15 protein-coding genes are annotated in these 21,633 nt (G+C 70.5%); 7 read left to right on the top strand and 8 right to left on the bottom strand.

What is annotated here, in order from left to right:
• Window positions 1-9: 9 nt before the first annotated feature.
• Both ABT009_RS41030 and ABT009_RS41025 read left to right on the top strand, forming a co-directional pair.
• Window positions 10-792, top strand: coding sequence for an SDR family oxidoreductase (locus ABT009_RS41030; RefSeq protein WP_351306695.1), 783 nt, complete (start codon window positions 10-12; stop codon window positions 790-792).
• 348 nt (window positions 793-1,140) lie between these two features.
• Window positions 1,141-2,706 carry a sodium:solute symporter family protein gene (locus ABT009_RS41025; RefSeq protein ID WP_351306693.1) on the top strand — a complete coding sequence of 522 codons (1,566 nt, stop codon included), beginning with the start codon at window positions 1,141-1,143 and terminating at the stop codon, window positions 2,704-2,706.
• A gap of 51 nt (window positions 2,707-2,757) precedes the next feature.
• Here ABT009_RS41025 and ABT009_RS41020 read toward each other — a convergent pair whose 3' ends face one another.
• Complete coding sequence (locus ABT009_RS41020; RefSeq protein ID WP_351306691.1) at window positions 2,758-3,876, bottom strand: ADP-ribosylglycohydrolase family protein; 1,119 nt, start codon at window positions 3,874-3,876, stop codon at window positions 2,758-2,760.
• A 293-nt stretch (window positions 3,877-4,169) separates the two neighbouring features.
• On the opposite strand from ABT009_RS41020, the gene ABT009_RS41015 reads away from it, so the two are divergent.
• Window positions 4,170-5,588, top strand: coding sequence for an FG-GAP-like repeat-containing protein (locus ABT009_RS41015; RefSeq protein ID WP_351306690.1), 1,419 nt, complete (start codon window positions 4,170-4,172; stop codon window positions 5,586-5,588).
• Between the two features lie 74 nt (window positions 5,589-5,662).
• On the opposite strand, the gene ABT009_RS41010 is transcribed toward ABT009_RS41015, so the two are convergent.
• A complete protein-coding gene (locus tag ABT009_RS41010) occupies window positions 5,663-8,290 on the bottom strand; it encodes a bifunctional FO biosynthesis protein CofGH (RefSeq protein WP_351306688.1) in 2,628 nt (875 codons plus the stop codon).
• A gap of 264 nt (window positions 8,291-8,554) precedes the next feature.
• Here ABT009_RS41010 and ABT009_RS41005 point away from each other — a divergent pair, with 264 nt between their 5' ends.
• Complete coding sequence (locus ABT009_RS41005) at window positions 8,555-10,063, top strand: CehA/McbA family metallohydrolase (protein ID WP_351306686.1); 1,509 nt, start codon at window positions 8,555-8,557, stop codon at window positions 10,061-10,063.
• Window positions 10,064-10,149: 86 nt separating this feature from the next.
• Here the strand turns inward: ABT009_RS41005 and ABT009_RS41000 are convergent, their stop codons facing one another.
• From ABT009_RS41000 to ABT009_RS40975, 6 genes are all read right to left on the bottom strand, one after another.
• Complete coding sequence (locus tag ABT009_RS41000) at window positions 10,150-11,583, bottom strand: aldehyde dehydrogenase family protein (protein WP_351306747.1); 1,434 nt, start codon at window positions 11,581-11,583, stop codon at window positions 10,150-10,152.
• A 20-nt stretch (window positions 11,584-11,603) separates the two neighbouring features.
• Entirely contained in the window at window positions 11,604-13,343 is a 1,740-nt protein-coding gene (locus ABT009_RS40995; protein WP_351306684.1) for an N-acyl-D-amino-acid deacylase family protein, read from the bottom strand.
• 45 nt (window positions 13,344-13,388) lie between these two features.
• Entirely contained in the window at window positions 13,389-14,507 is a 1,119-nt protein-coding gene (locus tag ABT009_RS40990; RefSeq protein ID WP_351306682.1) for an LLM class flavin-dependent oxidoreductase, read from the bottom strand.
• 103 nt (window positions 14,508-14,610) lie between these two features.
• Window positions 14,611-15,390, bottom strand: coding sequence for an SDR family NAD(P)-dependent oxidoreductase (locus ABT009_RS40985; protein WP_351306680.1), 780 nt, complete (start codon window positions 15,388-15,390; stop codon window positions 14,611-14,613).
• A gap of 56 nt (window positions 15,391-15,446) precedes the next feature.
• The gene (locus ABT009_RS40980; protein ID WP_351306678.1) at window positions 15,447-16,382 is read right to left on the bottom strand and encodes an LLM class F420-dependent oxidoreductase; all 936 of its coding nucleotides are present in this window, start codon (window positions 16,380-16,382) and stop codon (window positions 15,447-15,449) included.
• 2 nt (window positions 16,383-16,384) lie between these two features.
• Complete coding sequence (locus ABT009_RS40975) at window positions 16,385-17,611, bottom strand: amidohydrolase family protein (protein ID WP_351306746.1); 1,227 nt, start codon at window positions 17,609-17,611, stop codon at window positions 16,385-16,387.
• A gap of 250 nt (window positions 17,612-17,861) precedes the next feature.
• Here ABT009_RS40975 and afsR point away from each other — a divergent pair, with 250 nt between their 5' ends.
• The 3 genes from afsR to ABT009_RS40960 all read left to right on the top strand — a co-directional run bounded on the left by afsR (window position 17,862) and on the right by ABT009_RS40960 (window position 21,515).
• On the top strand, window positions 17,862-20,813 hold the full coding sequence (gene afsR, locus ABT009_RS40970; RefSeq protein WP_351306676.1) for an SARP-family global regulator AfsR: 2,952 nt from the start codon (window positions 17,862-17,864) through the stop codon (window positions 20,811-20,813).
• Window positions 20,814-21,013: 200 nt separating this feature from the next.
• Window positions 21,014-21,175 (top strand): hypothetical protein, encoded by a 162-nt coding sequence (locus ABT009_RS40965; protein ID WP_351306674.1) that lies wholly within the window; start codon window positions 21,014-21,016, stop codon window positions 21,173-21,175.
• 208 nt (window positions 21,176-21,383) lie between these two features.
• Window positions 21,384-21,515 carry a hypothetical protein gene (locus ABT009_RS40960; RefSeq protein ID WP_351306672.1) on the top strand — a complete coding sequence of 44 codons (132 nt, stop codon included), beginning with the start codon at window positions 21,384-21,386 and terminating at the stop codon, window positions 21,513-21,515.
• Window positions 21,516-21,633: the final 118 nt, after the last annotated feature.

Here is a 21,633-nt window from a genome sequence, read left to right as displayed (position 1 = left end):
GAGGCGCATGTGTTGCTGCAGGGGAAGACCGTCGTCGTCTCGGGTGTCGGCGCCGGACTCGGTCACCGCGTCGCCGCAGCCGTCGTACGCGACGGGGGCAACGCCGTGCTCGGGGCGCGCACCGAGGCGCATCTCGCCAAGGCCGCCGCCGAGATCGACCCGGACGGCGTCCACACCGCGTATCTGCCGACCGACATCAAGGACGAGGCCCGGTGCGAGGCGCTCGCGGCGCGGGCGCGGGAGCGGTTCGGGCGGATCGACGCGGTCATCCATGTCGCCGCGTGGGACAGCTACTTCGGCGGCCTGGAGGACGCGGACTTCGCCACCTGGCAGGAGGTCATGGACGTGAACCTGCTGGGGACGCTGCGGATGACCCGGGCCTGCCTGCCGGCCCTGAAGGAGCAGGGCGGGTCGGTGGTCATCATCGGTACGCAGTCGTCGGTGGCCGCGCCGTCGCAGGTGCGGCAGGCGGCGTACGCGGCGTCCAAGGGCGCGCTGACGTCGGCGATGTACTCGCTGGCGCACGAGCTCGGCCCGCACCGGATCAGGGTCAACACGGTGCTACCGGGCTGGATGTGGGGCCCGCCGGTCGAGGCGTACGTGCAGTTCACTGCCCTCACCGAAGGGGTGCCGGAGGCCGAGGTGCTGCGGAGGCTCACCGACAGGATGGCGCTGCCGGAGCTGGCCACGGACGGGGATGTGGCGGACGCGGCGGTGTTCCTGGCGTCCGATCGTGCGCGGGCGATCACCGGCCAGTCGCTGCTCGTGAACGCGGGGGAACTCATGCGGTAGCGAAAGGCGTTCGCGTCACCTCCTTCTCGGCCGCACGGGACCCGCATCCCGCGCGGTCGTACGTCTGTGCCCTCGGGACCCTCGTAGCTGCACGGCGCCTGACGAAGCGCCCGCTCATGGTGCGGGCCTCGTCGCGCACACGACAACGCTTCGAAAGGTCAAGAACAAGCAAAATGGTTCGACTTTCTGATCCTCGTTCATGTCCATGACCGAAATGACGTCTTGACCGGTCCGCGGAACCGAGAGTTGAATCCCCCAAGTCCCCAACTCCCGCACGGGGGCGCCCGCTGAACGGACGTACTGACGAAGAGCCGCAACGTTCACAAGGCGGACCCCTGGAGGGGGCACATGAACAGTCTCGACTGGGTCGTGCTCATCGGCTACTTCGGCGTGATGATCGCGATCGGACTGTGGTCGCACAAACGCGTAGACAATGTCAGCGACTTCTTCACGGCCGGCGGGAAGATGCCGTGGTGGCTGTCCGGCATCTCGCACCACATGTCCGGCTACAGCGCGGTGATGTTCACGGGCTTCGCCGGTATCGCGTACCAGTACGGCATCACGTCCTTCGTCACCTGGTCCTTCCCGATCGCCATCGGTATCGCGATCGGTGCCCGGCTGTTCGCGCCCCGGCTCAACCGGCTGCGCTCGCGCCTCGGCGTCGCCTCGCCGCTGGAGTACCTCAAGGACCGCTACAACATCGCCACGCAGCAGGCGCTCGCCTGGTCCGGTGTCCTGCTGAAGATCGTGGACGTGGGCGCCAAGTGGGCCGCCATCGCGACCCTGCTGTCCATCTACACGGGCATCTCCATCACGCAGGGCATCTTCATCACGGGCTTCATCACCGGCATCTACTGCACGGTGGGCGGCCTGTGGGCCGATGCGCTGACGGAGATGGGGCAGTTCGTCATCCAGTTCTTCGCGGGTATCGCAATGCTGGTGGCGGTGCTCGTGGAACTGGACGGCGTCTCCACGTTCTGGACCATCTGGGACAAGCTGCCCGAGGGGCACGGGGAGCCGACGGCCGGTCCGTACACGGTGACGTTCTTCGTCGCGATCACCTTCATCAAGACCTTCGAGTACAGCGGCGGCATGTGGAACCAGGCCCAGCGCTACATGGCCACGGGCTCCGCCCGTGAGGCGACACGGTCCGCGATCCTCTCGGCGATCCTGTGGGCCGTCTGGCCTCTCATCCTGTTCTTCCCGATGTGGTGCGCTCCGCTGCTGGTCAAGGCCCAGAAGCCGGACGCCTCCGACAGTTACGCCCTGATGACCGAGCAGCTGCTGCCGCACGGCCTCCTCGGCCTGGTCATCGTCGGGTTCTTCTCCCACACGATGGCCATGTGCTCCTCCGACGCCAACGCCATCTCCGCGGTCTTCACCCGGGACATCGCCCCGGCGCTGGCGAAGAGGGCGCGCAGCTGGTCCAACAAGGCGGGTCTGGTGGCCGCACGCTGGTCGACGATCACCTTCCTGCTGCTGTCCATGGCGATCGCCACGCAGGTCAGCTCGCCCACGTTCAAGGACATCATCACGGTGGTGGTGAAGTGGGTCGCCGGGCTGATGGGCCCGATCGCGATCCCGTTCATGCTGGGCATGCTGGGGACGTTCCGCAGGTCGGGCCCGACGGCCGCGCTGACCAGCTGGGCCGCGGGTCTGCTCGCGTTCTTCCTCATCAACTACAACCTGGACTTCTCCCAGCGGGCGGATGTGCCGCTGCAGTACCAGGTCTCCGTGCCTCTGGCGATCTCGCTCGTCCTGTACATCGTGATCGGTTTCGTGAAGCCCGAGAACACACCCGAGCGCGACGCGATCATCGACCTCATCAATGTGGACGGCGACTCTGCCGCCGCGGCGGTTCCGGCACCGGCGGGTCCGGTGGAGGACACCCTGGGGACGCGGGCCAAGGAGTGAGGGGTGCAGGCTGCGGGGCATCGTTTCGGCACCCCGCCCGGTGCCCCCGCCTCACCCGCGCGGATACCGCGCCAGCCACCCGGGAGAGGACCCGGCAGGCCCGTGCAGGGCGGGCCCCTGGGTCATCTCCATCGCGAAGTCGTCGGCGAGTTCGAGAAGCGTGGGACGGCCCTCCAGTTCGGCGAGCCAGCCGGGCGGGAGGGCCGTCTCGCCGTGCAGGGCACCGAGCAGCGCGCCGGCGAGCGAGCCCACAGCGCCCGAGTCGCCGCCGTGGTTGACGGCCAGGCACAGCCCGTGCCGTACTTCCTCGGCGACGAGCGCGCAGTAGACGGCGGCCGCGAGCGGCCCCTCCGCGGTGCCGGGCGGCCCGGCCAGCTCCTCCACGCGCGCGGGCGTGGGCATGCCCTGCCGCACCGCGCCCAGTGCGTGCTGCAGGCCGTCCGTGACGGGCTGATGTCCCGGGCGGGCGGCGAGCAGGGACAGGGCCCGCTGCACGGCGGCGTCGAGGCTCTCGCCGCGGGCCAGCGCATGCACGATCACCGCGTACGCGCCCGCCGAGAGATACGCGACGGGGTGGCCGTGGGTCTGGACGGCGCACTCGAGGGCGAGCTGCGCGACGAGCCCGGGCTCCCAGCCGACGAGCAGGCCGAAGGGCGCGGAGCGGAGGGCCGCGCCGACGCCTCGTTCCTCGGGGTTCCTCGGCGTCTCGAGGCTGCCCATGATGTCGTCGCCGAATCCGGTGAGGCAGGCGCGGGACGGGTCGCGGCGGGCGTAGAGCCACTCTTCGCGGGCCAGCCAGCCGTCGTCCGTGCGTCGCTCGTCCGGGCCCCAGTCGCTCTGCGTCGCGGCCCAGCGGCGGTAGGCGCGGTGCAGGTCGGTCGGCGGGTGCCAGGCTCCGGTGTCGCGCCGGACCTGGGCGCGGATGAGCCCGTCCACGGTGAAGAGGGTGAGCTGCGTCGTCGCGGTGACGGCGCCGCGGCGGCCGTGCGCGGGGGCGAGATCGGTGAGGCCTTCCGTGCCGTGCTCGGCCCGGATGCCCTCGAGGGAGAGGTCCGCTACGGGTGCGCCCAGGGCGTCGCCCACGGCGACGCCGAGGAGCGCCCCGCGGACCCGGCTGCGGAAGTCCTGCTGTTCGGCACGGCCCCAGACGGCACCGACTGCTGTGCTCATCGGGCCCTCCTTCCTGCCCTCCCGCGTACGGCTGACTGCGCAGCACTGTAATCGAACGGGAATCGCCGGTTCAGGGCCTTGATCAGTATCCGGAACGTCACCGAGTCGATCACTTCGGTGACAAGAGCGTCGTCTCGCTGATCGCTTTTGCACGGGTGCGGCTCCGGTCGGCGCGAACACCACAACCGTTTGCCGGACTTGGCGGTCAAGGTGAACGACCGCCGTACACAGGACCAACTGCCGGTGCCCACAAGCGCTACTGCCGGCGAACCGACGTACTGGAGAAGACGCCGATGTCTCATCCCTCCCGCCGCCGGGCCGTCGCCGCCCGGTGTGCCGCCGTGGCCGCCCTGCTGACCGCCCCCTGCCTGGTGTCGGGCGCTCTCGCCGCACCGGCGGCCGCCACCACCGGGGCGGCGGCCCTGGTCGACTTCAACGGGGACGGATACGCGGACCTGGCCGTCTCCGCGCCCGGCGGCACCGTGTCCGGCATCCCCGAGGCGGGCTACATCTCGGTCGTGTACGGCTCCTCGGCAGGTATCGACACCGCGCACCCGAAGCTGATCACGCGCGCGACCGCGGGCGTGCCGGGGGACGTCGCGGAGTACGACTCCTTCGGTCGCACCACGGCCGCCCGCGACCTCGACGGCGACGGTTACACGGACCTCGTCGTGGGCGACTTCGCCGCCCCGACGGTGCTCTGGGGCTCCGCGAAGGGCCTCACCACAGCCACCGCGCTCCCCGCGCCCGCCTACACGCTGGCCGCGGGCGACATCAACGGCGACGGCCACGCCGACCTCCTGACCAACGCCAACGGGGGCCTCGAGGTGCGCTACGGCCCCTTCTCCCGCGCCGGAGTCCCTGCCTCCACGGAGACCCTCCCCTTCGGGGAAGGGGACGAGCCTCAGGCCATCACAGTGGGCGACATGACGGGCGACGGCGCCGACGACATCGTCACGACCCACGGCTTCGAGGAGATGCAGGGCAAGTCCCGCTTCTGGGCCGGCGGGAAGGACGGCCTCAGCCACACCTTCAAGACCACCGGCTACTACACGGTCGGCGGGATCATCGCGGACGTGGACAAGGACGGCTACGGCGACTTCCTCGCGCTGCAGACCGACCAGGTCTCGGAGGACCGGGACTACGAGGCCGGGGCGATCCGCGTCGTCTACGGCTCCGCGTCCGGTCCCTCCACCCGTACGGCGAAGATCACCCAGGAGACGCCCGGCGTCCCCGGGGTGAGCGAGGAGGGCGACCACGACCTCAACTCCGGCGACCAGTTCGGCTACTCCCTCGCGGCCGGCGACGTCACCGGCGACGGCTACCCGGACATCGCCGTGGGCGTGCCCGGCGAGGACATCGGCTCGGTCCGCGAGGCGGGCGCCGTCGTCCTGCTGAAGGGTGGCGCGGCGGGCCTCACCGGCAAGGGCGCGCAGGCCTTCCACCAGTCGACCTCGGGGGTGCCCGGCATCTCCGAGAAGGGCGACTACTTCGGCCGGAGCGTGCTCCTGGGCGACGTCAACGCCAACAACCGCGCCGACCTGGCGGTGGCCACCCCGTACGAGGACGGCACCTACGCGGATTCGGGCGCGGTGTGGGTCGTGCGCGGCTCCAAGTCGGGCCTGACCACGACCAACATCACGTCGTTCGGTCCGCGGGCGCTGGGCGCACCGCAGAAGGAGGCGCGCTTCGGGGACAGCTTCGCGCGGTAGGCGGATCCCCGCACATCGCCATCAGTACTGCCAGAGGCCAGAGGCCCGTCCCGGTGATCCGGGACGGGCCTTGGTCAGTCCAGCACCGGCAGCAGCTCCGGCAGATGCCCGTCCGACGACGCCGCCGCCCGCTGCCGTTCCTCCGAAACCTCCTCGTACAGCGTCGTCCGGGGACGGGCCGGGCGGCCCGCCGCCTCGGCGATCGCGACGAGGTCCTTGATGGAGCGGTACGAGCCGTAACTCGAGCCCGCCATACGGGAGATGGTCTCCTCCATCAGCGTGCCGCCCAGGTCGTTCGCCCCGGAGCGCAGCATCTCCGCCGCGCCCTCCGTGCCGAGCTTGACCCAGCTGGTCTGGATGTTGGGGATGTGCGGGTGGAGGAGGAGACGGGCCATGGCCGTCACCGCGCGGTTGTCGCGAGTGGTCGGGCCCGGGCGGGCGATCCCCGCCAGGTACACCGGGGCGTTGGTGTGGATGAACGGCAGCGTCACGAACTCCGTGAAGCCCGCGACGCCCTTGGACAGAGCGGCTTCCTGGATGCGGGTCAGGGTGCGGAAGTGGCCCAGCCAGTGGCGCGGCTGGTCCACATGCCCGTACATCATCGTGGACGAGGAGCGGATGCCCAGCTCGTGGGCTGTCTGGACGACCTCGATCCAGGTCGCGGTCGGCAGCTTGCCCTTGGTCAGTACCCAGCGCACCTCGTCGTCGAGGATCTCCGCCGCCGTGCCGGGGATCGAGTCGAGGCCCGCCTCCTTCGCGGCCGCCAGCCAGTCCCGTATCGACATGCCGGTGCGCGTCGCGCCGTTGACGACCTCCATCGGCGAGAAGGCGTGCACGTGCATGCCGGGCACGCGGGCCTTCACGGCGCGCGCGATGTCGAAGTACGCCGTGCCGGGCAGGTCCGGGTGGATGCCGCCCTGCATGCACACCTCGACCGCGCCCACGTCCCACGCCTGCGCGGCGCGGTCGGCGACCTGCTCCAGCGACAGCGTGTACGCGTCGGCGTCCGTGCGGCGCTGCGCGAAGGCGCAGAAACGGCAGCCCGTGTAGCAGACGTTGGTGAAGTTGATGTTCCGCGTGACGATGTACGTCACGTCGTCGCCGACGACCGATTTACGCAGGTCGTCCGCGATGGAGCACAGGGCGTCCAGCGCGGGGCCGTCCGCGTGCAGCAGCGCCAGCGCCTCGTCGTCCGTCAGCTTCGTCGGGTCGTCGGCCGCCGTGGCAAGGGCGGCGCGGACGTCGCCGTCGATGCGTGACGGCACCATCCCGGGCGCCGCCTGTTCGCGCAGCGCCTCCCAGTCGCCGTAGACCTCGTCGAAGTCGTCGCGCCGGTCGGCGGTGCGCCCCTCGGTGTCGATGGTGTGGTGCAGGTCCGTACGACCGCTGGCCACGAACCCCTCGTCGGGCTCCTGCCAGGGGCGGCCCACGACCTCCGCATCCGGATTGGCCAGGCCCGTCTCCGGGTCCGCCAGCGCCCGCACGTGCGGCAGCAGCCGCGGGTCCAGCCAGGGCTCGCCGCGCAGCACGAACTCCGGGTAGACGCAGAGGCGTTCCCTCAGCTCGAAACCGGCGGCGGCGGACCGCTCGGCCAGCAGCTCGATCCCCGGCCACGGCCGCTCCGGGTTCACATGGTCGATCGTCACCGGGGACACGCCGCCCCAGTCGTCGATACCCGCGCCGATCAGCCGCTCGTACTCCGCGTCGACCAGGTTCGGCGGGGCCTGCAGGCAGGCCGACGGGCCCATGATGTGCCGGGCGACGGCGACCGTGGCGACCAGGTCGTCGAGCTCCGCGTCCGGCATGCCGCGCATCGCCGTGTCCGGCTTGGCGCGGAAGTTCTGGATGATCAGCTCCTGGATGCCGTGGTACGAGCGGGCGACGCGGCGCAGCGCGAACAGCGACTCCGCGCGCTCCTCGTACGTCTCGCCGATGCCGATCAGCAGACCGCTGGTGAAGGGGACGGAGGAGCGGCCCGCGTCCTCCAGGACGCGCAGCCGGACCGCCGGCTCCTTGTCTGGCGATCCGTAGTGCGGCCCGCCCGGCTCGCTCCACAGCCGCTCGGCGGTGGTCTCCAGCATCATGCCCATCGAGGGCGCCACGGGCTTGAGCCGCTGGAAGTCCGTCCACGACATGACGCCCGGGTTGAGATGCGGCAGCAGGCCGGTCTCCTCGAGGATGCGGATCGCCATGGCCCGGACGTACGCGATGGTGTCGTCGTACCCGTGGGCGTCCAGCCACTCGCGGGCCTCCGGCCAGCGGTCCTCCGGCTTGTCGCCGAGGGTGATCAGGGCCTCCTTGCAGCCCAGTTCGGCACCGCGGCGGGCGATGTCGAGGACTTCGTCCGGCGACATGAACATCCCGTGGCCCTCGCGGCGCAGCTTGCCCGGCACGGTCGCGAAGGTGCAGTAGTGGCACTTGTCGCGGCACAGGCGCGTGAGCGGGATGAAGACGCTCTTCGAGTACGTGATGACGCCCGGCCGGCCTGCGGCTTCCAGGCCTGCGTCCCGCACGCGCGCCGCGGACGCCGTGAGGTCCCGCAGATCGTCCCCGCGCGCCTGCAGCAGCACGGCCGCCTCGGCGGTGTCCAGCGCGACGCCGTCCCGCGCCCGCCTCAGCGCACGGCGCATGGCGTTCGCGGTGGGGGCGGCCCCGTCGGCGGGCTGGTTTCCGAGCGTTCGCGCAGGCTGCGGATCAGTCATGCCCCCGAGCATACGAGCGCGCACCGACATCGTCTCCGACGCATCGAGTGCTGCTGATCACGCCGTTTCATGTGCCCGTTCACGTTTCGTCTCGCTCACGGCCGTCGGCGGTGGCGCGCGGAGCCACCCTCGGTCGGCCTTCCGGCCGAGAGGGGCGACTGCTGGGCGAAACCTGCCGCTCCCCTTCCCTTACAAGGGCGTTCTCGGCTCACTACCAGGGTTGCATGTACGACCCACCGTCACCGACGACTCCTGGGAGCCTGCATGTGCGAGGACCACGACATCGGAAGACGTGCACTGTTCGTGACAGGAGCTGCCGCCGCCCTTACGTTGGGCAGCGTGAGCTTCGCGAGTGCCGCCGACAGCCCCAAGGCGGCACAGGAGAAGAAGACGGTTCGCGGCACCCTTCCGACTGGTTCGCCCGACTTCGTCTATCTCCCTCTGGAAATCCCCGGCGGCGTGAGCGAGATCCACGTCGCCTACACCTACGACAAGCCGGCCGTGCCCACCGGCACCCAGGGCAACGCCCTGGACATCGGGATCTTCGACGAGCGCGGCACGGAGCTCGGCGACGCGGGCTTCCGCGGCTGGTCGGGCGGCGCCCGCGGCGAGTTCTTCGTCCGCGCGGACGACGCGACGCCCGGCTACATCCCGGGCCCTATCCACGAGGGCACATGGAACATCGCCCTCGGCCCCTACACGGTCGCCCCGCAGGGCCTGACCTACGAGGTCACCATCACGCTCACCTACGGTGAGCCGGGCGAGACGCCGAAGCCGGTGTACCCGCCGGAGCGGGCCAAGGGCCGGGGCCGCGCCTGGTACCGCGGCGACTGCCATCTGCACTCCTGGTACTCGGACGGCAAGCGCACCCCCGCCGAGATCGCGGCGCTCGCACGCGCCGCCGGGCTCGACTTCATCAACACGTCGGAGCACAACACGCACTCCGCACACGCCCACTGGGCCGACCAGGCGGGCGACGACCTGCTGATCCTGCTCGGCGAGGAGGTGACCACGCGCAACGGGCACGTGGTCGCGCTCGGCACCGATCCCGGCACGTTCGTCGACTGGCGCTACCGGGCGCGCGACAACCGTTTCGGCAAGTACGCCCGCGAGATCCGCCGCACCGGGGGCCTGGTCGTACCGGCGCACCCGCACGCCACCTGCATCGGCTGCAACTGGAAGTTCGGCTTCGGGGACGCGGACGTGGTGGAGGTGTGGAACGGCCCCTACACGCCCGACGACGAGGTGGCGCTGGCCGACTGGGACAGCATGCTCGTCGCCTCCGTACGCGCCGGCCGCGCGTGGATTCCGGCCATGGGCAACAGCGACGCACACCGCGACCCCGATCCGGTCGGCACCCCGCAGACGGTCGTCCTCGCCGACGACCTGACCCGCGAGGCGATCCTGGACGGCCTGCGCGCGGGCCGCTCCTACGTGGCCGAGTCCAAGTCGGTCTCCCTCGCCTTCAGCGCCTCGGGCAGCCGCGGCGAGCACGCGGGCATCGGCGAGCGCCTGCCGGTCGACTCCGATGCCCCGGTGACGGTCCGTCTGGAGGTGACGGGCGCTCCCGGCTGCACGGTCCGCTTCGTCACCGACCAGGGCGTCCTGTTCACCGCCCCCGCGCTCCCGGACTCCGGCTCGGGCGCGGCCGAGTGGCGGACGACGGCGGCGTACGCGGCCTACGTACGGGCTGAAGTGCGGCACGCGCCCGTGGTGGCGGGGTTGCCAGGACCTCTGGCGGCGTTCACCAATCCGATCTTCCTGGGCCGGTAGACCAGAGCCGAGAGGCACTTCCGGCACATGAACGAGGGCGGCCCGTCCCCAGGGCCGCCCTCGCGATCACAGCGCCCCGCGAGCCCTCACCCCTGCCACACGATCGCCTGCAGCTCGCCGTACGCATGAAGGGCGTACGAACCGACGTCCCGCCCGACCCCGGACTTCTTGAACCCCCCGAACGGCGCCTCCATGTTGCGCCCGACCGTGTTGACGCCGACCCCGCCGGCCCGGAGCCGCCGTGCGACGCGGAAGGCGCGCGCCACGTCGCCGGACCAGACGTAGTCGATCAGCCCGTAGTCGCTGTCGTTGGCGAGGGCGACGGCCTCCTCCTCGTCGTCGAAGGGGACGACCACGACGACCGGGCCGAAGATCTCCTCCCGGACGACCCGCATGTCGTTGGTGCAGTCGGTGAGGAGGGTCGGGGCGATGTAGAAGCCCCTGTCGAGCTCCGGCCGGACACCGCCCGCGACCACCCGCGCGCCCTCTTTGCGGCCCAGCTCCACGTACGACTCGACCCGGTCCCGGTGGGCCGCGGAGATCACCGGGCCGACGACCGTGCCCTGCTCCCTCGGGTCGCCGACCTTCATGAAGCCGATGTACTGCACCAGCTTCTCGACGAGCCGGTCGTGGACGGAGCGCTGGACGATCACGCGGGTCGGGGCGGTGCAGATCTGGCCGCTGTAGAAGGCGTACGTCGTGCCGATGCCCGCCACGGCCTGATCCAGGTCCGCGTCGTCGAAGACGACCGCGGCGCCCTTGCCGCCCAGCTCCATCAGCTGCCGTTTCATGCCGCGGCCGCACACCTCGGCGATGCGCTGTCCGACGCCGGTCGAGCCGGTGAAGCTCACCATGTCAACGTCCGGCGAGTCGACGGCAGCCTCGCCGACGCTGACGTCCGTGCCGGACACGACGTTCACGACGCCCGGCGGCGCACCGGCCGCCTCCAGCGCCTCAGCCATTCGGTACACGGACAGCGGGTCCTGGGGCGCGGGCTTCACGACCACCGTGTTGCCCATCGCCAGCGCGGGCGCCACCTTCCCGGCCGGGTTCGCCCACGGGTTGTTGTACGAGGTGATGCAGGTGACGACACCAACGGGCTGCCGTACGGCCAGGGCGCCCATGACGCCCGCCTTCCCCATCGGGCCGGCCTCGTTGATCTGCGGCGGAAGCGGGGTCTCGACTGGCTCCAGCGCCCCCTTGGCGTACCGCCGGAAGCGGGCCACGCTCACCCCGACCTGCATGCCGCGCGCCGTCCCCGTCGTGGCGCCGCTCTCGGCCTGGGCGACGTCCGCGTACGAGGCGAAGTTGCGCTGGATCTCGTCCGCCGCCCGGTCGAGGATCGCGGCGCGCTCCTCGGGTGCCGTACGCGACCAGGAGGCGAAGGCCTCGCGGGCCGCGCGCGCCGCCTCGTACACCTGCGCGCGGCTCGCCTCCGGTGCGAGCCCGGCGGCCTCCTCGGTCGCCGGGTCGGTCACCTCGTAGTGCCCGCAGTCGGGCTCGACCCACTCCCCGCCCATGAACAGCCGCTGTGAGTCGGTCACCTGGTGCTCACCGTCCTGGTGTCGCGGCCGGAGCGCAGCACCTGTCCGGGCACGGCGCCGGTCACCACGTCCTCGCGGATCGCCTCGACGCCATTGACCCAGACCGCGTTGATGCCGATCGCCTTGGCGTCGAGCCGCGGGCTGTCGCCCGGCAGGTCGTGGACGAGGGTGGCCGGGCCCGCCTCGATCCGCTCGGGGTCGAAGAGGACGAGGTCGGCATGCCAGCCCTCGGCGATACGCCCGCGCTCCCGCAGGCCGAAGAGCTGCGCCGGATCGTCCGTCAGCATCTTCACGGCCTGCTCCAGCGGGACGAGCCGCCGTCCCCGCAGGCAATCCCCGATGAAGCGCGTCGTGTACGGGGCGCCGCACATACGGTCGAGATGGGCGCCCGCGTCGGAGCCGCCGAGCAGGACGTCCTCGTGGGCCCAGGTCTCCTGGCGCAGCGCCCACGAGGCCGGGTCGTTGTCGCTGGGCATCGGCCACAGCACGGTCCGCAGGTCGTCGTTGGCGCAGATCTCCACCAGGCACTGGAACGCGTCCTGGCCGCGCTCGGCCGCGATGTCCCTGACCACACGTCCGGTGAGGCCCTCGTTCTCCTTGGTGTACGTGTCGCCGATGACGTACCGCCCGAAGTTCGCGAGCCTGCGGAAGACCCCGGCCTCCTTCGAGTCGGCGCGCCGCAGCATCTCCGCCCGTACGTCCGGATCGCGGAGCTTGGCGATCCGCTCGGGCACGGGCCGGCCGAGAATCTCGCCCCAGCCGGGGATGAGGTTCAGCGCGCAGAAAGTGCCCAGCGACATGTTCATGGGCGTGAGGATCGGCATGGTCAGCGCCACGATCCGGCCTCCCGCCTTGCGGGCGCGCTCGCTCGGGATCAGCTGGCGCGGCACGCGCTCGGGCACGGCCGCGTCGATCGTCAGCACGTTCCAGTTGAGAGGCCGTCCGGCAGCCGCACTCATCTCCACGAAGAGGTCGATCTCGTCGTCCGAGAACTGGTCCAGGCAGCCGGCCACGATCGCTTCGAGCTGGGTGCCCTCGTGCTCGCCGACGGCCTTCGACAGGGCGATCAGCTCGGCGGGCCCGGCATGCCGGGACGCGACGGGCTTGCCATCCCCGTCGGAGTGCGTTGAGGACTGAGTGGTGGACAGGCCCCAGGCGCCGGCGTCCATCGACTCGTGGAACAGCCGGAGCATCTCCTCCAGCTGCGCGGGCGTCGGATGCCCGCCGACCGCGTCCGCCCCCATGACGTACCGCCGCAGCGCGCAGTGCCCCACCATGAAGCCCGCGTTGACGGCGATACGTCCCTCCAGCGCGTCCAGGTAGTCGCCGAAGGTATGCCAGTTCCAGGGCGCGCCCTCCTCGAGCGCCACCAGGGACATGCCCTCGACCTTGGACATCATCCGCCGCGTGTAGTCGGCGTCCTCGGGCCGCTCCGGATTGAGAGGCGCGAGCGTGAAACCGCAGTTGCCGCCCGCGACGGTCGTCACTCCGTGGTTGAGCGACGGGATCGCGTACGGGTCCCAGAACAGCTGTGCGTCGTAGTGCGTGTGGGGGTCGACGAAGCCGGGTGCGAGGACGAGTCCGGTGGCGTCCTCGCTGGTCCTGGCCTCCTCGGTGACGGTGCCGGGTTCGGCGACGACGGCGATGCGGCCGTCGCGTATGCCGACGTCGGCGGGGTACGAGGGCGCGCCCGTGCCGTCCACGACGGTCGCGCCCTTGATGAGGTGGTCGAGCATGGCGGCGCCCCTTTCTCCTGGCAGCCCTGGGGGTCTTGGCGGGCCTCAGGCGGCCTGGCGGAATCGGGTGGTCCGGTGCACGGGATCCGTGTCGATCTTCGGGATGACGTGCTCGCCGATGAGCCGGATCGACTGCAGCGTGTCCTCACGCGAGATCCCGACCGGCAGGCCGAAGGAGATCTGGTCGGCGCCCGCCTGCTCCCAGCGCTTGCACTGCTTGAGCACCTCGTCGGGGTCGCCGCAGATCAGCAGCTCCTCGGCGATGAGGAGTTCGATGATCTCCTCGTTGTACTCGGGCAGCGTCTCGGGCCACTCGGGGAAGCCCTCGGGGCGCGGGAAGGTGTCGTGGTACCGGAAGACGAGGGACGGCAGATAGTGCAGTCCGCCGTTCGCCGCGATCCGGACGGCCTCCTCGTGCGTCGGCGCGCACACGGCGGTCGTCGTCACCATGACGTTGTCGTTGACGAAGTCCCCGACCGGCTCGGCCTTGGCGATGTTCGACTTGTACTGCTCAAGGACCCACTCCATGTCGGAGACCTTCTGCACGCTGAAGCCGAGCACCCCGAGCCCCTTCCTCGCCGCCATGGCGTACGACGGCGGTGACCCGGCCGCGTACCACATCGCCGGGTGCGACTTCCCGTACGGCTTGGGGAGGATCTTGCGCGGCGGCAGCTGCCAGTGCTTGCCCTGGAACCCGACGTACTCCTCCTGGAGCCACATCTTCGGGAACTCGGCGATGGTCTCTTCCCAGATCTCCTTCGTGTAGTTCATGTCGGTGATGCCGGGCAGGAAGCCGAGGATCTCGTGGCTGCCCGCGCCCCGGCCGCTGCCGAACTCGAACCGCCCCTCGCTGAGGTGGTCGAGCATCGCAACCTTCTCGGCGACCTTCACCGGGTGGTTGACCTGCGCGAGGGGGTTGAAGATCCCCGAGCCGAGGTGGATGCGCTCGGTGGCGTGGGCGAGATAGCCGAGGAAGACGTCGTTGGCGGAGAGGTGCGAGTACTCCTCCAGGAAGTGGTGCTCGGACGCCCAGACGTACTTGAAGCCGGACTTGTCCGCCTGGATGGCGTACTCGGTCTCCTCCATCAGCGCCTTGTGCTCCGCGAGCGGGTCGGTCTCGGCCCGCTTGCCCAGATATCCCTGTACGAAGAGCCCGAATTCCAAGGAGGTTCACCGTCCCCTGTCAGAGTGTTTCTGACGTACCGTCAGATTCAACTAGCGCCGACTGTCGCACCGCACCACCGAAGCGTCAATAGCTGACCATCCGTCAGATGATGCTGACCCCCGCCAGCCACCCGCCGTCGATCACGAACGGCTGTCCCGTGATGTACGAGGAGTCCTCGGTGGACAGGAAGAGCGCGAGGCTCGCCACCTCCTCGGGCTTGCCGATCCGGCCCAGCGGCACGACCTTGCGGTAGAGCTCGTCGACGGCCGCCGAGATCTCCTCGGAGTTCGCCGCCCCGGGGTCGAGCTGCGCGGGATTGCTCATGGCGGTGTCGATCGCGCCCGGGCACACGGCGTTGACCCGGATGTTCTTCGCGGCCAGCTCCAGGGCGGCGACCCGGGTGAGGCCGACGATGGCGTGCTTCGTCGCCGTGTACGCGCCCACGCCGGCCATGCCCGTCACCCCCGCGTACGAGGCGGTGTTCACGATCGTCCCGCCGCCCGCCGCCTCGATCTCCGGGGCGACGGCCTTGATGCCGAGGAAGACGCCGACCTGGTTGACCTGGAGGACCTGCTGGAACTCGTCCAGGGGCGTGCTCACGAGCTCGTTGAAGCGCAGGATGCCGGCGTTGTTGACCAGCCCGTCGATCCGGCCGTACGCGCTCTTGGCCGCGGCCACGGCGGACTGCCACTCGGACTCCTGGCTCACGTCCAGGTGGAAGTAGAGGCCGCCCAGCTCCTTGGCCAGCGCCTCGCCCTGGTCGTCGAGTACGTCCCCGAGGACCACCTTGGCCCCTTCGGCCGCGAAGAGCCGGGCCTCCTGTTCGCCCTGCCCGCGTGCCGCGCCGGTGATGATGACGACGCGGCCGTCCAGCTTGCCCATGACGCTCCTTAGGTGTGTGTTCGGTGCGGTGTGGCTTGGATGCGGTGCGGTGCGGATCAGGTGAGGTCCGGCGCGACGTCGGTGCCGAAGGCCGCCATCTGGTCGGTGAGTTCGGTCCGGCTGCGGCTGCGGAACCGCACCTGGATCTGGTGCACGCCCATCGCGGCGTACGCCCGCAGCGACTCGGCGAGCGCGTCGGGACGGCCGCTGAGGGTGCGGCGCCCGACGTCCCAGCCAGGCTCGCCCACGTACAGGGGTTCGGTGACGGCGCCGATGGTGACCGGGTCCGCGATCCCGGCCTGCTCCCGGAGCCGCCTGAGCCGGGCGATCTGCTGCGGCAGCCGGTCGCGCGGGTCGCCCTGCGGCAGCCAGCCGTCGCCCTTGAGCGCGGCCCGGCGTACGGCGGCGGGCGAGGACCCGCCGACCCAGATCGGGACTCGGTCCTGGGCGGGCCGGGGCCGCTGCCCGAGCCCCTCGAACGCGTAGAGCTTCCCGTGGTGCTCGGGGAACTCGTCCGGCCCGAGGGCTGCTTTCAGCGCGTCGAGCGTCTCGTCGAGGACGGCTCCCCGTGTCGCGAAGTCGACCCCGAGTGCCTCGAACTCCTCCGGTACGTGCCCGGCGCCGACCCCGAGGATCAGCCGGCCGCCGGAGAGGTGGTCGAGCGTCGCGTACTGCTTGGCGGTGACGAGGGGGTGGCGGAGCCCGACGACGGCGACATGGCTGAGGAGCCGTACGCGCTCGGTCACCCCCGCGAGGAAGGAGAGGGTGGCGACGGGGTCGTACCAGACGGTGCTCATCGCGGTGGCGAGCCGCCGCGGGATGGCGACGTGGTCGCAGCTCGCGAGGTAGTGGAACCCGGTGCGGTCGGCGACCCGGGCGATCTCGGCGAGGTCTGCGGGGCCGGCGCCGGCCTCCCAGGGCTCGGCGTAGATCGTGCTCTGCGACTGGACAGGGAGCTGCATTCCATAGACGAGCGCGGAACCTTGGGCCATGGCTACGCCCCCGGCCCCGCCCAGAGACCGTCCTCCGTCAGCCCGAGGAGGTCGATGGCGTTGCGCCGTACGATCCGGTCGACGACGTCCGGCGGCAGGTGGCCCATCTGGGCCTCGCCGACCTCCTTGGACTTCGGCCAGGTGGAGTCGGAGTGCGGGTAGTCGGTCTCGTACAGGACGTTGCCGACCCCGATGGCGTCCAGGTTCCGCAGCCCGAAGGCGTCGTCGAAGAAGCAGCCGTAGACGTGGTCGGCGAAGAGCTCGGACGGCGGCCGGTGGACCTTGTCTGCGACACCGCCCCAGGCGCGGTTCTCCTCCCAGACGACGTCGGCGCGCTCGAGGATGTAGGGGATCCAGCCGATCTGCCCCTCGGCGTACATGATCTTGAGGTTGGGGAAGCGTTCGAACTTCCCGCTCATCAGCCAGTCGACCATCGAGAAGCAGCAGTTGGCGAAGGTGATGGTGGAGCCGACGGCGGGCGGGGCGTCGGCGGACGTCGACGGCATCTTGCTCGACGACCCGATGTGCATGGCGATCACGGTGCCGGTCTCGTCACAGGCGGCGAGGAACGGATCCCAGTCGTCGGTGTGGATGGACGGCAGGCCGAGGTGGGGCGGTATCTCGGAGAAGGCGACGGCCCGTACGCCGCGGGCGGCGTTGCGGCGGACCTCGGCGGCGGCCAGTTCGGCGTCCCAGAGGGGGATGAGGGTGAGGGGTATGAGCCGCCCCTGCGCGTCGGGCCCGCACCACTCCTCGACCATCCAGTCGTTGTAGGCGCGGACGCCGAGGAGTGCCAGTTCGCGGTCCTTGGCCTCGGTGAAGGTCTGCCCGCAGAACCGGGGGAAGGTGGGGAAGCAGACGGCGGAGTGGACATGGTTGACGTCCATGTCGGCGAGCCGCTGCCGCACGTCGTACGAGCCCGGGCGCATCTGCTCGTACGTGATGACCTCGAGCCTGATCTCGTCCCTGTCGTACCCGACGGCGGTGTCGAGGCGAGTGAGGGGCCGGTGCAGGTCCTCGTAGACCCACCAGTCGCCGATCGGGCCGTCGTCACCCTTGCCGCCCATGACGGGCGCGAACTTGCCGCCCAGGAAGGTCATTTCCTTCAGCGGCGCCCGGACGATACGCGGTCCGGTGTCCCGGTACCTGGACGGGAGCCGGTCCTGCCAGACGTTGGGCGGCTCGACCGTGTGGTCGTCCACCGAGATGATCTTCGGGAAGGGGTCCAGGGTCTTTTCCAAGGTCTCCATGGTCTCCATAGGGCTCACGGTAGCGCCGATCTGACGAACCGTCAGCTACCGTGCGTGGACTGACTCACCAGTGATGACCTTGTGAGAGGCGGCCCCCCAGAGCTGACGCATCCGCCATGAACAAGGCAAACTGACGGTGCGCATGACGGGCGCGTCATGACAGGTGTGATGGACGGCTGTGGCGACGGGCGTGCAGGACGCGGGCAGGACGGCGTGCAGGGGGACAGCGATGGACGATGTACCGCGAGTAGCGGAGCTGCGGAGTCCGGCACCGGGGCCCGACCCCGAGCAGCCGGACCTGCGCTTCAGCGTGCTCGGACCGGTACGCGCCTGGCGTGGTGCCGAGCCTCTGCCCACGGGCTCGCCGCAGCAACGCGCCCTGCTGGCCGCCCTGCTGCTCCGCGAGGGCCGCACCGCCACGGCCCACGAACTGATCGACGCCCTGTGGGGCGACGAGCCCCCGTCGCAGGCCCTGGCGGCCGTCCGTACGTACGCGTCCCGGCTGCGCAAGATCCTCGACCCGGGCGTCCTGCTCAGCGAGTCGGGCGGCTATGCGATCCGTACGGGCGGCCAGGCCCTGGACCTCTCGCTCGCCGAGGAGCTGTCGGCGGACGCGGAGAAGGCCCGGAACGCCGGTGACCTGTGCCAGGCTCGCGCGCTGATCAACAAGGCGCTGGGCCTGTGGGACGGCGAGCCGCTGGCGAACGTACCGGGGCCGTACGCGGACACGCAGCGGACGCGGCTTGAGGAGTGGCGGCTGCAGCTGTCGGAATCCCGCCTGGACATGGACCTGGAACAGGGCTGCCACGCGGAGGCGGTCTCGGAGCTGACGGCCCTCACGGCCGCGCATCCGCTCCGGGAGCGGCTGCGCGAGCTGCTGATGCTGGCGCTGTACCGGTCCGGCCGCCAGGCGGAGGCCCTGGCGGTGTACGCGGACACGCGCCGCCTGCTCGCCGACGAACTGGGCGTCGACCCGCGCCCCGGCCTGCGGGAACTCCAGCAGCGCATCCTGGAGGCGGACCCGGCCCTGGCGGAACCGTCGGCTCCGGCACCGGAGCCTGCCGCTGGGCCGGTCCGACCGGCCCAGCTCCCCGCCACCGTCCCGGACTTCACGGGCCGGGCGTCCTTCGTATCCGAACTGAGCGACGTCCTGTCCAGCGCGGAGGGCCGCGTGATGGCGGTCTCGGCGCTGGCCGGGATCGGCGGCGTCGGCAAGACGACCCTCGCAGTGCACGTGGCGCATGCGGCGCGCGGGTCCTTCCCTGACGGACAGCTGTACGTGGACCTGCAGGGCGCGGGCCCGAGGCCGGCGGAGCCGGAGACGGTGCTCGGCGCGTTCCTGCGGGCGCTCGGCACGGCGGACTCGGCGATCCCGGACTCCCTGGAGGAGCGGTCGGCCCTGTACCGCTCCGTCCTGGACGGCCGCCGGGTGCTGGTGCTCCTGGACAACGCCCGGGACGCGGCCCAGGTCCGGCCCCTCCTGCCCGGCACGGAGGGCTGCGCGGCGCTGGTGACGGCGCGGGTGCGGATGGTGGACCTGGCGGGCGCGCACCTGGTGGACCTGGACGTGATGTCGCCCGAGGAGGCCCTCCAGCTCTTCACGAAGATCGTGGGCGAGGAGCGGGTCGCTTCGGAGCGGGAGGCGGCCCTGGACGTGGTGGCGGCGTGCGGCTTCCTGCCGCTGGCCATCCGCATCGCGGCGTCCCGCCTGGCGTCGCGGCGGACGTGGACGGTGTCGGTGCTTGCGGCGAAGCTCGCGGACGAGCGCCGCCGCCTCGACGAACTCCAGGCCGGAGACCTGGCGGTCAAGGCGACGTTCGAGCTGGGCTACGGCCAGCTGGAGCCGGCGCAGGCGCGGGCGTTCCGGTTGCTGGGGCTGGCAGACGGCCCGGACATCTCGCTTGCCGCCGCGGCGGCAGTCCTGGACCTCCCGGTCGAGGACACAGAGGACCTGCTGGAGTCCCTGGTCGACACGTCCCTGCTGGAATCCGCGGCACCGGGCCGCTACCGCTACCACGACCTGGTCCGCCTCTACGCGCGTGCGTGCGCGGAACGCGACGAACAGCCGCCGAGCGAGCGGGATGCGGCGATGTCGCGGCTGCTGGATTTCTATCTGGCTACGGCGGCGGGGGTCTATGCGATTGAGCGGCCGGGGGATCGGTTGGTGGATCACTTGTCGCCGACCAGCCACCAGGGGCTCAGTTTCGCCGACCGCAAAGAGGCCCTGGATTGGCTGCACACTGAGGCGGACTGCCTCCTCGCCTGCGCTCAGCAGTCCACGAGCGACGAGTTGCTGCATCGCTCCGCAGATCTCCTCTTGGCGGCGAAGGACCTGTCGGAGTCCGGGGCAAACTCACTGCGCTACGAACGAGCCACTCTGGCGATGCGCGCTGCTGCCCAGCAAGCCGGCAGCCCGCGAGCGGAAGCTCGCTCACGCACTGCCCTTGCGAACGTCTTCCACGTCACTGGTCGCTTTGACCAGGCAGATACGGAGGCAGCACTGGCCATTGAACTGGCCCGCGCCGAAGGCGATCCGATACCGAACTGTGTCGCCCCGAATATCAGGGGGTTCATCGCGGTCTATCAGAATCGCTATCGGGAGGCCGAGGAATACCTCAGCCAGGCCCTCGCCAACTTCCGTGCGGAGAAGGATCTGCCCGGCGAGGCCGCCGCGCTGTGCAATCTCTCGCGAGCACACCTGGCCATGGGTTCCACCCCTACTGCCGTTGAACTGGCGAAGAAGGGCGTCGAAATCTACGACCGCCAAGGACTCTCCCTGCGACTCGCCAACGGCCGATACGCCCTCGGCATCGCCCTGACGGGGGCCGGGCGTCTCGGGGAGGCGCTGGACCAATTGACCGAGGCGCTGGGCATCTTCAACGAGAATCGGCAGCCCCTCTGGGAGGGCGTCACATACTTCCGGCTGGCAGAAGTGCACCTGGCAGCGCACCGCTACGCCCTCGCCGCCTCGCATGCAGAGCAGGCGATCGCCCTGCGCGGCATCGGCGGAGAGTGGCGCAGGGGGACAGTACTGACAGTGCTGGGCAAGGCGCTGCAGGGCCTCAACCAGGTCGATCGAGCGCGCGCGTGCTGGGGCGAAGCGCTCGCAATCTTCGAAGAGTTGGGGTCCGTCGAGGCAGCCGACGTGCGTGCCCTACTCGCCCCAGCCGCCGCAGCTTGACGCCGCCGCCCGGGCGTTCATCGTTCGTTTATCGCCGACCGCCATTCTCATCGGTGTCGATCCGTCGCATCGGGGGGCAGACGGGTTGTCCAGGAGGCCGCACCACTATGTTGGACGGCTCCGAGTGGCCCGTCCGGCGACCCACGGGGGAGCCGCCGGACGGGCCTTGCCGATCACGACGACACCCTGCGGAGACAACGATGAGTGACACCGAGAAGCCCGTACAGGACCCCAAGCCACTGGACGACCACATGTCGGGTGGCGGCGAAGACGTGGTCAAGCCGCTCGACGACCACATGTCGGGCGGCACTGAGGGCGTGGTCAAGCCACTGGACGACCACATGTCGGACGAGACGGCCTAGCAGACCTCTCTTCTACGGGGGATCGGCCGCGGCGGCGCGGAGGGGAGCCGTCGCGGCCGATGCATGTATGGGGAAAGAATCAGGCCTAATCACTGGCGAGAACCGTGCAGGCAGCTCGAACAGCTGCCACTGCTGTCGCTACGGTCCCTCTGCGCACGGAAGTCCCGTCTCCCCAAGGAGTTGGAATGACCGCACCAAGAAGATCCTCGTGACTGTCGCCGTCGCAGCGGCGGCAGCCCTCGGGACGGCTGGTTCCGCGATGGCTGACGAGCACATGACCGCAACCCCGCAGGACAACCACGCCACGGTCGTCACCCCGCAGGACGAGCACGCCAGCTGATCAAGCCAGCTCGCAACGGGGGCTAAGAAGCCGTTGTCTTTCCGAGAGTGACGGCTGTGTTTCTGCTGGTCAGACATAGTTCCGCTGTCGTGCGGCAGTGATGGCATGTTGTGTTGTC

The sequence above is a fragment of the Streptomyces sp. NPDC002896 genome, assembly GCF_040295225.1.
Taxonomy (GTDB): domain Bacteria; phylum Actinomycetota; class Actinomycetes; order Streptomycetales; family Streptomycetaceae; genus Streptomyces.
The sequence above is the reverse complement of the archived record's forward strand: the minus strand, read 5'-3'. Positions and strand labels throughout refer to the sequence as shown.

What these genes read in the sequence shown, in the direction of transcription:
- ABT009_RS41025 (WP_351306693.1), top strand. Translation starts at nt 1,141, where the DNA reads ATGAACAGTCTCGACTGGGTCGTGCTCATCGGCTACTTCGGCGTGATG.
- ABT009_RS40985 (WP_351306680.1), bottom strand. Translation starts at nt 15,390, where the DNA reads ATGGGCAAGCTGGACGGCCGCGTCGTCATCATCACCGGCGCGGCACGC.
- ABT009_RS40995 (WP_351306684.1), bottom strand. Translation starts at nt 13,343, where the DNA reads ATGCTCGACCACCTCATCAAGGGCGCGACCGTCGTGGACGGCACGGGC.
- ABT009_RS40980 (WP_351306678.1), bottom strand. Translation starts at nt 16,382, where the DNA reads ATGGCCCAAGGTTCCGCGCTCGTCTATGGAATGCAGCTCCCTGTCCAG.
- ABT009_RS41000 (WP_351306747.1), bottom strand. Translation starts at nt 11,583, where the DNA reads ATGGGCGGGGAGTGGGTCGAGCCCGACTGCGGGCACTACGAGGTGACC.
- ABT009_RS41005 (WP_351306686.1), top strand. Translation starts at nt 8,555, where the DNA reads ATGTGCGAGGACCACGACATCGGAAGACGTGCACTGTTCGTGACAGGA.
- afsR (WP_351306676.1), top strand. Translation starts at nt 17,862, where the DNA reads ATGGACGATGTACCGCGAGTAGCGGAGCTGCGGAGTCCGGCACCGGGG.
- ABT009_RS41010 (WP_351306688.1), bottom strand. Translation starts at nt 8,290, where the DNA reads ATGACTGATCCGCAGCCTGCGCGAACGCTCGGAAACCAGCCCGCCGAC.
- ABT009_RS41020 (WP_351306691.1), bottom strand. Translation starts at nt 3,876, where the DNA reads ATGAGCACAGCAGTCGGTGCCGTCTGGGGCCGTGCCGAACAGCAGGAC.
- ABT009_RS40965 (WP_351306674.1), top strand. Translation starts at nt 21,014, where the DNA reads ATGAGTGACACCGAGAAGCCCGTACAGGACCCCAAGCCACTGGACGAC.
- ABT009_RS41015 (WP_351306690.1), top strand. Translation starts at nt 4,170, where the DNA reads ATGTCTCATCCCTCCCGCCGCCGGGCCGTCGCCGCCCGGTGTGCCGCC.